Here is a 14,404-nt window from a genome sequence, read left to right as displayed (position 1 = left end):
CTGCACTCGACAGGGTGTGGGAGAGTAGGACACCGCCGGAACATCATTGCGAAAGGCCCCCAGCATCATGCTGGGGGCCTTTTTGCGTTCCCGGATGACTGATTTCGTGAGCACATGGGTAACTCGCCGGGTACCTCCGAAGCGTGACTACCGACTACCCGCAAGCCCGATCGGATGCCGACCGGCTCCTGGGCTGTCGGCCAAGGTCTCGGAGAGGCGGACGAGCCCCCAGAATCGGGGGATTGCGGTCCGAACCATCAATATTTCACAAAACCTCCGTACGGCGCGGCATGGTCAGCGACCATGGTGCGACGTTGCTTCGGGAGGTCACCATGGATTGGTTGTTCACTCACAAGTCTGTGCGCCGCGGCGCGGCCGCCTTCGCGCTGCCCGCTGCCCTGATCGGCGCGATAGCCACCGCGGCGCCCGCGCTCGCCGCGCCTTCGCCCGAGCCGCTCGCCGGCATCGCCGAGGGCATCGCGGGTGCCGCGAATTCCGTTGCGGGCGTTGCCGGTATCGATCTGCCCGACTCCTACGGCCCCGAGACCGCGATCGTGGTGCTCGGCTACGGGCTGCTGCCGGACGGCACCATGCGCACGGAGCTGAGCAACCGGCTGCAGGCCGCGTTGGTCCAGGCGTTCATGTCACCCGCTTCTCCGGTGATCGTCACCGGCGGGAATCCACGCAACGGTGTCACCGAGGCGCAGGTGATGGCGGACTGGCTCAATATCCGCGGGGTGGCAAGGCAGCGGATCTACACCGAGACCCAGGCGGGTTCGACCGTGCAGAACGCGGAGTTCTCCGCGAAGTTGATGGAGGCGCTCGGCGTGCACAAGGCCGTGCTCATCACCTCCGCCGATCACATGCGCCGGGCACTGGACAACTTCCTGGCCGCGGGCATCCCGGTGGTCGCGACGATGACGCCGGATGTGGCTCCGCTGTGGGCGCAGCCGTTCGGCGCGGGAAGTTAGTGTCGGCAAGTTAGCGTTCGGGCGCGCCGAAGTCGGTGTCGCGCACTACGATGCGTCTGGCGTCGTCGCGGGGTGCGGTGGTGCCGCGACTGGACAGGGGTATGCGATGGACAGGCCTGCGTGGGCACCGGAGGGCGTCGATATGCAGCATCCGAGCCCGGCTCGGATGTATGACGCCTTGCTCGGCGGCTCGCACAATTTCGCCATCGACCGGATGGCGGCGGAGATGGGGACCAAGCTCGTCCCCGATCTGCCGCGTCTGGCGCTGAGCAACCGGGCCTTTCTTCGCCGGGCGGTGCGCTTCATGCTCGACGCCGGGATCCGGCAGTTCCTCGACATCGGCTCCGGCATCCCCACCGCGGGCAATGTGCACGAGATCGTGCACGAGATCGACCCCGAGGCGCGGGTGCTCTATGTCGACATCGACCCGGTCGCGGTCGTCCACTCCCGGACGATCCTGCAGGGCAGGGAGCGGGCGGGCGCGATCGAGGCCGATCTGCGCAAGTCCGGCGAGCTGATCGCCGCGGTGCGCGAGACCGGTCTCATCGACTTCGACGAGCCGGTCGGGCTGCTGCTGATCGCGGTGCTGCACCTGGTGCAGGACGAGGACGATCCGGCGGGCAAGGTCGCGGCGCTGCGCGAGGTGGTCGCACCGGGCAGTTTCATAGCCATTTCACATCTCACCTCCGCGATGCGGCCGGAGGATGCCGGTAAGCTGGGAGAGCACTCCGCCAACGAGACCAGGGTCGGCATCCGATTCCGGTCCGAGGACGCGATCGTGGCGATGTTTCAGGGTTGGGGCATGGTGTCGCCCGGTGTCGTCGCGCTGCCGGCGTGGCGGCCGGAGTCGGAGCGGGACCAGCACGAGAAGCCGGGCCGATCGCTCGGCCTTGCCGGGGTTGCGCGCAAGGAATGAGCTGCGTTCGGTGGTATGAGATGAGGGTGGACGAGTAGTGGGGTCGTGGGAGCTGGCGCAGCGGTGGGCCGATGCCCTCGACGGCGTCGTCGCTCCCACGCTCAACCGCTCCCAGATCGAGGAGATGCTCGCCGCCCTGTGCACCGGGCTGATCGACGCGGCGCGCGGTGGCGAAGATCCTGATGTCGCCCGTCGGGCCGCCAGGATGCTGGTCGCGGCCAACTATCGTGATCCGGCGGCGGTGAGCCGATCGGTGCGGGTGATCTGCGAGGACCTGGTCACCATCGCCACCGACGGGCCCGACGATCCGGCGCTGCCCGAGGTTCGGGACCGCGTGATCGGTCTGGCCGCCGACTTCGCCGCCGGCTTCACCGGGGCACTGCGGACAGCGGCCTTGGCTGAGCAGGAGTCGACCTTGGCCGCGGTGCTCGCGGCGGCGCAGGAAGCCGAGAGTCGCCGGGCGCTGTCGGAAGCCCGGTTCGAGGCGGTATTCGACGGCGCCCTGGTCGGCATCGGCACCGTCGACCTGTCCGGCCGGGTGGTGAACTGCAATGCCACCATGGCCGAGATGCTCGGCCACACCCCGGAGACGATGCCGGGCCGGACCGTCGCCGACATCCTCGGCCCGCAGAATCTCAATCACGCGTTCGTCGAACTGCAGCGCATGGTCAGCGGTGAAACCGAGAGCTTCCGCACCGAGACCGAGCATCTGCACGACGACGGCGAGGTCACCGTCATCGACCTGTCGATGTCGGCGGTGCGCGACGCCGACGGCAATATCCGGTTCCTGATCGGCGTCGCGGTCGACGTCACCGAGCGCAAACAGCTCGCCGACCGGCTGTGGCACGACGCGAACCACGACGCTCTCACCGGCTTGCCCAACCGTCCGCACCTGTTCAGCCGTCTTACCGACGCCGAGCCGCCGATCGGGGTCTGCTACCTGGACCTGGACGGGTTCAAGGAGATCAACGATCTCTGGGGGCACACGGTCGGTGACCGGGTGCTGCGGGTCGTCGCCGACCGGATGCGCGACGGTGTCCGCCCGCTGGACGCGATGGCCGCCAGGATCGGCGGTGACGAGTTCCTGGTGCTGGTGGAGAACTGTTCGGGGGAGGCGCAATTGGTGGAGCTGGCCGACGATCTGATGTCGGCGCTGACGGCGCCGCTCGAAGTGGACGGGCACATTCTGGCGGTGGGCGTGAGTATCGGCGCCGCCTACTTCGACGAACTATCCGGCACGGTCGACGAATTGGTGCACGCGGCCGATTCGGCGATGTACCGCCACAAGCACGACACGCGCCGCTATCCGGCCCGGTAGCGGCCGGGCCGGATCGGTGCCACCGCCCTAGACGAGCTGGCGGCCGCGTTCCGCGGCGCGAGCGAGCGAGCGGTCGCGCTGCTCCTCGAAGCGCGCCACGTCGACGCGGAGCCGGTCGAGGAAGGCCGCGAGGTCCTCGCGCGCCCGCTCGCCCCGTGCGCTGAAGTCGGTGCGCTCGAAGATGTTCCACTTGCGCAGGACCGGCAGCAGGACCTCGTCCAGGTGCTGGCGCAGGTCGTAGATACCGTGCTTGGCCATCAGCACGCCGTTGCGCCGCCAGCCCGGCATGCCGGCACCGGGCATCTGGAAGCCCTGCACGATCGTGTTGATCGCCTCGATGGCCTGGTCGGGCGCCAGATCCAGTGCGGCGGCGCAGAGGTTGCGATAGAAGATCATGTGCAGGTTCTCGTCGGCGGCGATGCGGGCGAGCATGCGGTCGGCGATCGGGTCGTCGCAGACGCGACCGGTATTGCGGTGGCTGACCCGGGTGGCCAGTTCCTGGAAGGTCACGTAGGCAACGGAGTACAGCATGCCTGCCACGGCGTTGGCCCTGATGTCGACGCCGCCCGCCTTTTCGTCGACGACGGCCATCACCGAGTATCCGTTCGTCATGTGGATCATCCGCGCCTGCTCGAGAGCCACCGGGTCGACGCCGCGAGTGACCACGAGGTAGTCACGCATCACGATGCCGTGGCGGTTCTCCTCGGCGGTCCAGCGGCCGACCCAGGTGCCCCACGCGCCGTCCTTGGAGAAGTTCTCGGCGAGCTCCCGGTGGTAGGACGGCAGATTGTCCTCGGTGAGCAGATTGGTGATCATCGCCGCCTTGGCGAGGTCGCTGAGCGTGGATTGCTCTGGGTCCCAGTCGATTCCGCTCATGGCGGCGAAGTTGCGGCCCTGGTCCCACGGCACGTAGTCGTGCGGGTGCCAGTCTTTGGCCATCGACAGATGACGGTCGACATTGCTCGCGGCGACCGGTTCGAGTTCGATGAGCAGTTCCAATTGCGTGAGGTTCCTGGCCAAGCTCGTGCCCTTTCCGTGAAGTGAAAAGCAAGAGTTGCGCTGGTCCGGTATTGTTGCCCGTCGTCGCCGAGGATAGACCCGGCGCAACGCGCCTCCGAACGACACGGTGCGGAGGGCACTGTTTCTGAATTTGGGCGCGTCGCGCCGACTGCATATACGCTCCACCAGTTCAGCTCCATCAGCGGTTCCCGATCCAGTCGTGGCATAGCTAGAGAGAGTGAGCGAAAATATGACGGATATCGTGGTCACGAGCCTGGCGGCGACCACGTCGATCGCGGGCGACGTCGACTCGACCTGGAAGGGTCTGCTCAACGGCGAAAGCGGCATCGACGTCCTGGAGGACTCCTTCGTCGACGATTTCGACCTGCCGGTGCGGATCGGCGGTCACCTGAAGATCGCCCCGGCCGCCTCGCTCACCCGCGAGGAGGCGCGCAGGCTGTCCTATGTCGAGCAGATGGCCGTGGTCCTCGGTCGCGAGGTGTGGCGCAACGCGGGCAATCCCGAGGTGGATCGCGACCGGCTCGGCGTCTCGGTCGGCACCGGACTCGGCGGCGCGGAATCCCTGATCTACGCGCGTGACAGGCTCGGCAACGGCGGCTACCGCAAGGTCTCGCCGCTGACCGTGCAGACGATCATGCCCAACGGTCCCGCCGCCTGCGTCGGCCTCGAATTGGGCGCGCGTGCCGGTGTTTCCACGCCGGTCTCGGCCTGCTCGTCGGGGTCGGAGGCGATCGCCAACGCCTGGCGGATGATCATGATGGGCGACGCCGACATGGTGGTGACCGGCGGTGTCGAGGGGTCTATCCAGGCGGTGCCGATCGCGGCGTTCACCCAGATGCGCGCCATGAGCACCCGCAACGACGACCCCAAGGCGGCCTCGCGCCCGTTCGACGCCGATCGCGACGGCTTCGTCTTCGGCGAGGCGGGCGCGATGATGGTGATCGAGACCGAGGCGCACGCCAAGGCCCGCGGCGCGACGATCCACGCGCGCTTGCTCGGGGCCGGCGTCACCTCCGACGGATTCCACCTCGTCGCACCGGATCCCGAGGGCACCGGCGCGGCGCGGGCGATGACGCGGGCGATGCAGACCGGCGGGATCAGCCGCACCGACGTCACCCACATCAACGCCCACGCGACGGCGACGCCCATCGGCGACAGCGCCGAGGCGAACGCGATCGGCAAGGCGATCGGCTCGCACGCGTCGGTGTACGCGCCCAAGTCGGCGCTCGGGCATTCGATCGGCGCGGTCGGCGCGCTCGAGGCGGTGCTGACCGTACTGAGCGTGCGCGACAGCATCATTCCGCCCACCCTCAACCTGGACAACCAGGACCCCGAGATCGATCTGGACGTTGTCCGCGGCGAGGCCCGGCGCGGGCGGATCGATTACGCGGTGAACAACTCCTTCGGATTCGGCGGGCACAACGTCGCCGTCGCCTTCGGGCGGTATTGACTCTTCGCCACGGCGGCGCCTCCTACAGATGCATTGTGCGTTGAAAAGGATAGGGAATGATCGGCGAGACTTTCGACGACTATGTGGACGAACTGGGCAACATCCGGATTCCGGGTAACCAGACCTTGATCGACTTCGTCGACAAACACAGCGAGGCCAACGGGGACGATCTGGCCTATCGCTTCATCGACTATTCACGGGAACGTGAGGGCGAATACCAGGAGCTGACCTGGCGGGAATTCGGGGTCAGGCTGCGCGCGGTGGCCGCGCGGCTGCAACAGGTGACTTCGCCCGGTGACCGGGTCGCGGTGCTCGCGCCGCAGGGCCTGGACTACGTCGTCGCGCTGTTCGCGGCGGTGTACGCGGGGAATGTGGCCGTGCCGCTGTTCGATCCGGAGGAGCAGGGCCACAGCGACCGGCTGCACGCCGTACTCGGCGATTGCGAGCCGGTCGCGGTGCTCACCGTCGGCACCGCGGCGGCGGGCGTGCGCAAGTTCTTCCGTGAACAGCCCGCCGCGCAACGGCCGAGGATCATCGCGGTCGAGGCGATTCCGGACACCGTCGGCGCGACCTGGCGCAGGCCCGACATCAATATCGACAGCGTCGCCTACCTGCAGTACACCTCCGGGTCCACCCGGGTGCCCGCGGGCGTCGAGATCACTCATCGCGCGGTCGGCACCAATCTGCTGCAGATGATCGACGCGATCGGCATCACCGAGAACGCGCGCGGGGTCACCTGGTTGCCGCTGTTCCACGACATGGGGCTGCTGACGGTGATCCTGCCGACGATCGGCGGCAAGTTCATCACCATCATGTCGCCGAGCGCGTTCGTGCGCAGGCCGTCGCGCTGGATCAAGGAACTGGCGGCCCAGGCCGACGGTGCCGAGATCTATTCGGCGGCACCGAACTTCGCCTTCGAGCACGCGGCGGTGCGCGGGCTGCCCAAGGGCGGCGAATCGCTGGACCTGTCGAACGTGATCGGCCTGATCAACGGCAGCGAGCCGGTGTCGGTGGCCTCCATGCGCAAGTTCAACGAGGCTTTCGCGCCCTACGGGTTGTCCAAGAACGCGATCAAGCCCTGCTACGGGATGGCCGAGGCGACGCTGTTCGTCTCGGCGACCAGACGCGACGACGAGGCCAGGGTGGTCTACGTCGATCGCGGGCAGCTGAACGAGGGCCGGATGGTCGCGGTCGACGAGCATTCCGCCGGCGCGGTCGCGCAGGTGTCGTGCGGGTACGTCGCGCGCTCGCAGTGGGCGGTGATCGTCGACCCGGCGACCGGGATCGAGCGCAGGGACGGCGAGGTCGGCGAGATCTGGCTGCACGGCGACAATATGGGCATCGGGTACTGGGGCAGGCCGGGGGAGACCGCGGAGACCTTCCACAACCGGGTGACCCGCAACCCCGCGGGCAGCAGAGCCGAGGGCGCGCCGGACGACGCGCGGTGGATGCGCACCGGCGACTTCGGCGCCTACCACGACGGCGAGCTGTTCATCACCGGCCGCGTGAAGGACCTGGTGATCGTCGACGGCCGCAACCACTACCCGCAGGACCTCGAGTACTCCGCCCAGGAGGCGAGCACGGCGCTGCGGCCCGGGTTCGTCGCGGCCTTCTCGGTACCGGCCGGGGAGCTGCCCGCGCCGGTGCTCGAGGCGGGCGGCCCGGCCGACGAGGCGGCCGAGCAGCTGGTGATCGTCGCCGAACGCGGGACGGGCGCGGCGAAACTCGACCCGGGGCCGATCGTGGACACGGTGCGGGTGGCGATCGCGCGCAGGCATGGTGTCACCGTGCGTGACCTGCTGCTGGTGCCCGCGGGGTCGATCCCGCGCACATCGAGCGGCAAGATCGCCCGGCGGGCCTGCAAGGCGGCGTATCTGGACGGCACATTGCGCGGCGGGCATCGGCAGGACGCCTATCCGGACGCGCCAGAGGAGTGAGAGACAGTTCGGCCACCGGGGTTCCGGTGGCCGAACCGCGTTGTGGCCGTGGTCAGTTGACGCAGGGAATGGTGCCGCCGATGGTGGTGGTCACCGGTTTTCCGGTGTCGGGTAGCGGCGGGGCCGAAGTGGCCGGTGCGGTTGTCGCAGGGCCGAGCGCGGCGGGCACATCGACGACATCGGCCGGAATCGGCGCCGTGGTGGTGGTCGGCGCTTCCAGCCCGAACGCCGCCCGCACCTCCCGTTTGATCGCGGCCGCGTCGACGATATTGACGTCCTGGCCGTCGATCACGTCGTAGCGCACCACCGGCAGCGTGCGGAACTCTACCGGCAGCGTGCCCGCCGCGCCGAGCTCGCGGGCGAAGTCGAACAGATTCCAGCCGTCGGAGAGCACGATGTCCTTGTGCGCCATGTCCATCAGTGCCGAGAGCCTGCTCAGATTGGTGAGCGTGCCGGAATCCCTGAGCGACTTGGCCACCGAGGTGAGGAACGCCTGCTGGCGGTGCGTGCGATCGAGGTCGCCGTTGTGCAGACCGTGGCGTTGCCGCACGAAGGCCAGGGCTTCGGAGCCGTCGAGGTGCTGGCGGCCCGCCGGGAACACCGCACCGGAGAACTCGCTGTCGTCGACCGCGTTGTTCAGGCAGACATCGACGCCGCCGATCGCGGTCGCCAGGTCGTAGAACCCGGCCAATGAGATCTCGGCGAACCGGTCGATCGGCACCCCGACCAGATTGCGCACGGTGGACACGATCGACGCGCGACCCGCCTCGCGGCCACGGCGCTCCAGCAGCACCGGGTCCGTTTCGCCCTGCTCGATCAGCTTCGCCTGCACCGCGGCCTTCTTCAGGCCGTACGCCTCCTTGATCTTGATCTGCCGATAACCGGGGATGCCCGTCACCGGCACGTAGTTGTCGCGCGGGATGGAGAACGCGACGATCTTGCTCAGGTCGGCCGGGATGTGCAGCAGGATGAGCGAATTCGCGTTGTAGCCGCCCTCGGTGCCGTCGCCGGCGTGCAGCTGTTCCAGGATCTGTTTCGGCAGGTCGTTGCCGTTGAGGTCCTTGCGGGTGTCCAGGCCGATCAGCAGGATGTTGACGGCGCCGCCGCGCGAGCGAGGGGCGTCGGTGCCGAGCGCGGTGGAATGGGTGAAACCGGAATCGAAGTCGTTCTTCGCCGACCAGGACAGGCCGGTGCCGGCGAAGACTGCCAGTGCGATCGTAGCGCCGATCATCCTGGCCGCGATCAGGCCCGCCCGGCGCACGCGTCCGGGCCGGGGCGTGCGGCTGGTGGCGGGGACCTGGTTGCCGACGCGCTGCGGTCCGGGTCTTGGCGTTTCCAGGCGTGGTATGGGCGCCGTGTCGTCGTCTCGGTTCACCGCAGTGCACTACCTGCCTGCCACTGTTCCCATGGCACGCTCCAATCTCCGTTCTGCCACACATCGAGCGGCGCGCCGCCGGTGTTGCGGATCTCCACCACATCGCCGGGCTGGGAGAAGTTGTAGAACCATCGGGCGTTCTCGCCGCTGAGATTGAGGCAGCCGTGGGAGACGTTGGTGTTGCCCTGCGCCCAGATGGTGTCGTCGAGTTGGTGCAGATAGATGCCGTCGGCGCTGATCCTGGTCGCCCAGCCGATGGTCTCCTTGTAGCCGAGCCGGGAGTTCACCGGCAGGCCGTAGGTGGAGGAATCCATGATCACCGGGTTGGCCTTGTCCATGACGGTGTAGATGCCGGGCTGGGTCCAGAAGGTGATCGTCTTGCCTGCCACCACCTCGCTGCCGCCTCGCCCCATCGAGGTGGGCATGGTGCGGATCAGGGTGCCGTTCTCGAACACCTGGACCTGCTTGTCGTTGTCGTCGACGATCGAGACGTGTGCCGGTCCGATCGTGAAGCTGGTCCTGGTGTCCTCCTGGCCGTACAAGCCGCCGCCCAGGTCCTTGCCGTAGATGTCGGCGGCGAGAGTGACCGTGGTGCCGGGCGGGTAGTAGTTCTGCGGCCGCCAGTGGGCGTTGCGGTTGTCGAGCCAGTACCAGGAGCCGGTCACCGGCGGGTCGGTGGTGACGCTGAGGTGCCGTTCGGCCGTGGCGCGGTCGGGCACGTCCTCGTCGAAGTGCGCGACGACGACGGTGCCGACGCCGAAGCTGTCCGACGGGGACAGCGCCTCGCCACCGGTGGTCCGGAAGGACACCTTCGTCTGATTGTTGGGCGCGAGTGTGGAGAACGACGAGGTGATCGGCCCGATCGGGCCGGTGACGGTGAGCGCTTCGGCGACGACGGTGTAGGTGCGGCCGTAACCGAGCGGTTCGGAGGGTTTCCACGCCGTCTGGTCGGGGGTGAAGACGCCCTCGACCGTGCGGCCCTGCTCGTTGGTCATGGTGACCGAGGTGAGTGTGCCGTCGCTGGTGGTGACCCGGACCGGACTGAGCGGGTCGACCTCGGTCGTGCCCGCCGTCGGCTCGACCGAGATGACGGCGGTGGGCGGGTCGGCGGAGTCGGATCCCGGCTCGCTCGAACCGCTACAGGCCGTGCCGACCAGCGTGAGGCCGGCTGCGAACCCGGCCAGGAAACGACGTCCTGCCATACGCCCTCCTGTCCTCGGTGCCGGGTCAGTCCTGTAGGCCGACCTCGATGTCGAGTGTGAGGGCGATCTTCTCGCCGACCACGACGCCGCCGTTGGCCATCGGCATCTCGGTGGTGATGCCGAAATCACGGCGGTTGATGCTGGCGGTGGCGGTGAAGCCCGCGACCGGCGCGTCGCCCATGCCGGGGCCCGCGCCGAGGAATTCCACGTGCAGGGTGACCGGGTGGGTGGTACCGCGGATGGTGAAGTCGCCGGTGACCTCGAACTCGTCGCCGAGAGGACGGAAGTCGGTGGCCGTGAACGTGGCGACGGGATAGTGGGTGACGTCGAAGTAGTCGGCGGTGGCCAGGTGCTCGTCGCGCTGCGGATTGTCGGTGGTGACCGAATCGACCTGTATCTCGACCACCGCGTCGGCGGTGCCGTCGGGATGGACGGCCAGCGCGCCGGAGAAGATCGTGAAGCGTCCGCGCACCTTGCTCACCATCAGATGGCGCACGGAGAATTGCAGAGCCGAATGACTTCGGTCGATGACCCACGTTCCCGCGGACAGGCCCTGGGTAGTTGCCGACATGATCTCTCCTCACCGAGCGAACCGGCCGCGTGGCCGACGTGATGTGAAGCGATGACGGCAACCAGCCTAACCCCGCACCCGCCCGGCGGTCAGTCCTCGCTGCTGGTGCGTTCGCCGAGGAATCGCAGCAGCGCCGGATCGGCCGAGGTGAACCGGTCGACTTCCTGACCGCCGGTGCATTCGAACAGGCCGATCGTCACCGAGTCGGCGCGGCGGGCGAGCACCCGCCAGATCGCACCGGAATCCTGCCAGCGGCGCAAGGTTTCGACCGGGTTCGCGGTCATGCCCGCACCTCGCTGTCGCTGGGCTCGGGCCGGACAATCGAGGCGATCGGCTCGCGATAGTTCGCGGCCACCAGCGCGAGGCAGGCCGCGGCGATCAGCGCGACGACCAGATACATGGCGGGATAGCCGAAGCCGAAGCCGCCGTGCAGGGCGGACAGGACGGCGGGCACACCGAAGCCGAGGTAGCTCACCGAGTAGAAGACGGCGTTGAGCCCGGCCAGGTCACCGGGACCCGCGATCCGCTCGATCTGCTGCAATCCGGCGACCAGGCCGATGCCGTACCCGCTGCCGAGCACGACGGCGGTCAGCAGCGTCACCCAGATGCTCAGAGTGGCCGCCGTCCACGACGCCAGCACCATGCCCGCGGTGAGCAGCACCAGGGCCAGGACCGCGGCGCGGGCGGTGCCGGGCCGGTCGATCCGCCTGGCCACCGATTGGATGGTGAAACCGCAGCCGAGCGTCACCATGGTGACCAGAGCGGAGAAGGCGATCGGGGCGCCTTGCACGCGCGGCAGCATCAGCGTCGGCAGCACGGCGTAGGCGGTCGCGTTGGCGGTGAACAGCCACAGCGCGATCGGCACCGCGACCCGAAGGAAGCGGCGGTGCCCGGCGGCCGGGATCTTCAGATCGTCGCGTAGCCTGCCCGGATTCGGCTGCCGCGTCACCGTTTCCGGCGACCTGGCCAGCCAGACCGCGGTGGCGACGCACAGCGCCGCGTTGACGAGATAGGCGGTGGAATCGGGCAGCGGCCCCCACTGCGCCAGCACACCGGCCACACCGGCACCGAGCGCGAACCCGGCGGTCAGGCTCATGGCCGAGCGACGGGCTCCGACACCGGCGGCGGCAACGGCGTAGGGCGGCTGGGAGAGTTCCTTGAGCCAGCTGCCGCCGACCGCCATCGCCAGTCCGAGCGCGACGCCGCACAGCATCCGCCCGGCCGCCAGCATCGGGACCGAGGCCGCGCCCGCCGCGAGCAGCAGCGAACCGGCGGCCGCGATCAGTGGGGCCGGCATCATCAGCGGGCGGCGGCCGAACCGGTCCGAGAGCGGGCCGCCGATGAGCAGCGCGGGCACGATGCCGAGGACGTAGTAGAACAGCAGCAGGTCGACCGCCGTCAGCGGCAGGCCGTGGCTTTTGTACATCACCAGCAGCGGCGTGAACTCGTTGCCGCCCCACGCGATCGCGACCATCGCCGCGGAAACACCGAGCCAGGCGCGGGTCCGCGTGCTGGAGACAGCATGGGGCCGTTCACTGGTGAGAATCGCCATCACAGGCCCTTTCCGTCGTGCGCGCACCGGGGCACGCTCACGGGGCGAGTGGTGGCAACCGGTCTCATTTTAGGCGCGGCCGATCGCTGTACTACCGTCGGCCTGTGCGTGAGCTGCGGGTCGGGTGTGCGATGTGGACGCACCCGCGGTGGCAGCAGCGGTTGCCCGGGCCGGGGGAGCGGCTGCGCGCCTACGCCGGGCACTGTGGCGCTGTCGAGGGCAACACCACCTTCTACGCGACGCCGTCGGCCTCGACCGTCGAGTCGTGGGCCCGGCAGACCGCGCCGGATTTCCGGTTCGTGCTCAAGCCGCCGCGCGCCGTCACCCACGAGCGCAGGCTCGTCGACGCGCAGGCCGAGTTGGCGGCCTTTCTCGATGTGATGGCGCCGCTCGGGTCGCGGGTGCATGCCCTGTGGATTCAGTTGCCCGCCTCGTTCGGGCCCACCGATCTGGGTGCGCTGGCCCGGTTCCAGCGTGACCTGCCCGCCGGGCTGCGGTGTGCGGTCGAGGTGCGTCATCCGGCCTTCTTCACCGACGAGCGTGCCGCGGTGCAGCTGGAACGGGTGCTGGGCCGGATCGGCGCCGAGTGGGTGCCCTTCGACACGACCGTGCTGTTCGACGGACCGCCCGGCGACCCGTCGGAGTACGAGGCGCGGGCGAAGAAGCCACGGGTACCGCGGCGGATGCGGGCACTGACCGAATATCCGATCGTGCGCTACCACGGGCGCGCCGACGAGGACCGCACCGTCGCGGGATGGCAGCCGTGGGTGGAGACGGTCGCGCAGTGGCTGCGCGAGGGCCGCTCACCGACGGTGTTCGTGCACACCCCCGACAACGCCGCCGCCCGCGGGCTGGCCCGGCGCTTCCACGACGCGGTCGGTGCCGTCGTGCCGGAGCTCCCGCCGCAGCCGACCCCCGAACCAGACGAACCGATGACCCTGTTCTGAATTCCCCGGACGCCTGTCGGACCCCCGTGGCATGCTGTGCGCCAGCACTGGGGAGTGGGTGGGCGGACTCGAAGGGGACGAGTGATGTCTACGGAGCGAATGTCGTTGGCGCGTGCGCCGCATTGCGAGCCCGGCCTCGAAACAGCGGGAATGCGGTCGGGGGCGGTGGTGGATATCGCTGTGCCGCAGCGATATCCGGGATCGGTGCGCCGTCGAGCCGCCGGTGGTGCCCCGTTCGGTGTGCGCAGGGCGGTCAGCGCGGCGTGCACGCGGAGCAGGCGCGACGAAGCCGAATCCGATACCGAGGCACAGCGATTCGCCGAGCAGTCGGTGCGGTTGGTACTCGAGGTCGTCGACCGGCGCAGAAAGCCCGACCAGCTGCGCGCGGTCACCGACCCGCGAGTCCTGGCATCGGTGCGCACCATGCTCACCCAGGACCTGGCCCCCGGCCGGAGCCTCGGCGCTGCCACGGTCAAGCACGTCCGGGTGACCTCGATCGAGCCGGGCGGCGCCGAGATCTTCGCCTCCTATCAGCGCGGCCCGCGAACCCTGGCGATCGCGGGCCGCATCGAATACACCAAGGATCGTTGGCGTTTGGTGGCGCTACGACTGTTCTGACACACGTCAGCGCCGGGCGGCTCATCCGGTTCCGATGGGTGTGCCGCCTCGATGGCGCGTGGTGGCGAGGCCGGGGGAACGGGCCCCGCCGCCCGAGGAGCGGGGTCCGTGTGCCGCGCCGACCTGGGGGAGGGTGGGTTGAAACCCTGGCGCGGCCGTGGTGCGGTGGTGCGCCGGTTCCGTGGCCGGTCTTCGGGCAGCGCACCACCTGCTATTCGGTGCGTGGGCGGTTGCGGCTTGGTTGTGCGCCACCGCTTTCCGGCGCGTCGCCGTCGGTGCCGTCGGGTAGGCGGCGCGCGCCGCTGGCTACTTCGACGACGAGATCGTCGTAGCCGCAACCCAGTTCGTGCAGGCGCAGTTGCGCGGCGCGGAGTTCGGATTCGGCGCCGCAGGCCAGCGCGCGGTAGGTGAGGGCGGCGAAATGGGCCATGCGGTCGACGACGGCGCCCCAGGGCGCGGGGTGGCTCGGGGGCCGCGTGGCCGGGCGGGGGGGGCCGGATTCCACCCCCCGGGCGATATCGCACACC

13 protein-coding genes and 1 pseudogene are annotated in these 14,404 nt (G+C 69.1%); 7 read left to right on the top strand and 7 right to left on the bottom strand.

What is annotated here, in order from left to right:
- Positions 1 to 341: 341 nt before the first annotated feature.
- The 3 genes from ACWF82_RS33825 to ACWF82_RS33815 all read left to right on the top strand — a co-directional run bounded on the left by ACWF82_RS33825 (position 342) and on the right by ACWF82_RS33815 (position 3,205).
- Entirely contained in the window at positions 342 to 971 is a 630-nt protein-coding gene (locus ACWF82_RS33825; protein ID WP_452507637.1) for a YdcF family protein, read from the top strand.
- A gap of 106 nt (positions 972 to 1,077) precedes the next feature.
- Positions 1,078 to 1,887, top strand: coding sequence for an SAM-dependent methyltransferase (locus ACWF82_RS33820; RefSeq protein WP_452507636.1), 810 nt, complete (start codon positions 1,078 to 1,080; stop codon positions 1,885 to 1,887).
- A gap of 37 nt (positions 1,888 to 1,924) precedes the next feature.
- Entirely contained in the window at positions 1,925 to 3,205 is a 1,281-nt protein-coding gene (locus tag ACWF82_RS33815; RefSeq protein WP_452507635.1) for a diguanylate cyclase domain-containing protein, read from the top strand.
- Between the two features lie 27 nt (positions 3,206 to 3,232).
- Here ACWF82_RS33815 and ACWF82_RS33810 read toward each other — a convergent pair whose 3' ends face one another.
- Positions 3,233 to 4,225, bottom strand: a complete 993-nt coding sequence (locus ACWF82_RS33810) for an acyl-ACP desaturase (protein ID WP_452507634.1) — start codon at positions 4,223 to 4,225, stop codon at positions 3,233 to 3,235.
- Positions 4,226 to 4,454: 229 nt separating this feature from the next.
- On the opposite strand from ACWF82_RS33810, the gene ACWF82_RS33805 reads away from it, so the two are divergent.
- Positions 4,455 to 5,675: a KasA/KasB family beta-ketoacyl-ACP synthase gene (locus ACWF82_RS33805; protein ID WP_452507633.1), complete on the top strand. Its 1,221-nt coding sequence runs from the start codon at positions 4,455 to 4,457 to the stop codon at positions 5,673 to 5,675.
- A gap of 59 nt (positions 5,676 to 5,734) precedes the next feature.
- Positions 5,735 to 7,612: a long-chain-fatty-acid--AMP ligase FadD32 gene (gene fadD32 / locus ACWF82_RS33800; protein WP_452507638.1), complete on the top strand. Its 1,878-nt coding sequence runs from the start codon at positions 5,735 to 5,737 to the stop codon at positions 7,610 to 7,612.
- A gap of 52 nt (positions 7,613 to 7,664) precedes the next feature.
- On the opposite strand, the gene ACWF82_RS33795 is transcribed toward fadD32, so the two are convergent.
- The 5 genes from ACWF82_RS33795 to ACWF82_RS33775 all read right to left on the bottom strand — a co-directional run bounded on the left by ACWF82_RS33795 (position 7,665) and on the right by ACWF82_RS33775 (position 12,312).
- The gene (locus tag ACWF82_RS33795) at positions 7,665 to 8,987 is read right to left on the bottom strand and encodes an LCP family protein (protein ID WP_452507632.1); all 1,323 of its coding nucleotides are present in this window, start codon (positions 8,985 to 8,987) and stop codon (positions 7,665 to 7,667) included.
- Positions 8,984 to 10,189 (bottom strand): L,D-transpeptidase, encoded by a 1,206-nt coding sequence (locus ACWF82_RS33790; RefSeq protein WP_452507631.1) that lies wholly within the window; start codon positions 10,187 to 10,189, stop codon positions 8,984 to 8,986. Before ACWF82_RS33790 ends, ACWF82_RS33795 begins: the two co-directional genes overlap by 4 nt.
- Positions 10,190 to 10,214: 25 nt before the next feature.
- Entirely contained in the window at positions 10,215 to 10,760 is a 546-nt protein-coding gene (locus ACWF82_RS33785) for a YceI family protein (protein WP_452507630.1), read from the bottom strand.
- Positions 10,761 to 10,849: 89 nt separating this feature from the next.
- Positions 10,850 to 11,044 carry a hypothetical protein gene (locus ACWF82_RS33780; RefSeq protein WP_452507629.1) on the bottom strand — a complete coding sequence of 65 codons (195 nt, stop codon included), beginning with the start codon at positions 11,042 to 11,044 and terminating at the stop codon, positions 10,850 to 10,852.
- Positions 11,041 to 12,312 (bottom strand): MFS transporter, encoded by a 1,272-nt coding sequence (locus ACWF82_RS33775; RefSeq protein ID WP_452507628.1) that lies wholly within the window; start codon positions 12,310 to 12,312, stop codon positions 11,041 to 11,043. The genes ACWF82_RS33780 and ACWF82_RS33775 overlap by 4 nt, the downstream gene beginning before the upstream one ends.
- 104 nt (positions 12,313 to 12,416) lie before the next feature.
- Between ACWF82_RS33775 and ACWF82_RS33770 the strand changes: the two genes are divergently transcribed.
- Complete coding sequence (locus tag ACWF82_RS33770; protein ID WP_452507627.1) at positions 12,417 to 13,259, top strand: DUF72 domain-containing protein; 843 nt, start codon at positions 12,417 to 12,419, stop codon at positions 13,257 to 13,259.
- Positions 13,260 to 13,424: 165 nt separating this feature from the next.
- Entirely contained in the window at positions 13,425 to 13,877 is a 453-nt protein-coding gene (locus ACWF82_RS33765; protein ID WP_452507626.1) for an Rv3235 family protein, read from the top strand.
- A 211-nt stretch (positions 13,878 to 14,088) separates the two neighbouring features.
- Here the strand turns inward: ACWF82_RS33765 and ACWF82_RS33760 are convergent.
- Positions 14,089 to 14,404: pseudogene (locus ACWF82_RS33760) on the bottom strand (hypothetical protein); the annotation flags it as partial.

Source organism: Nocardia sp. NPDC055053 (assembly GCF_053608285.1).
The sequence above is the reverse complement of the archived record's forward strand: the minus strand, read 5'-3'. Positions and strand labels throughout refer to the sequence as shown.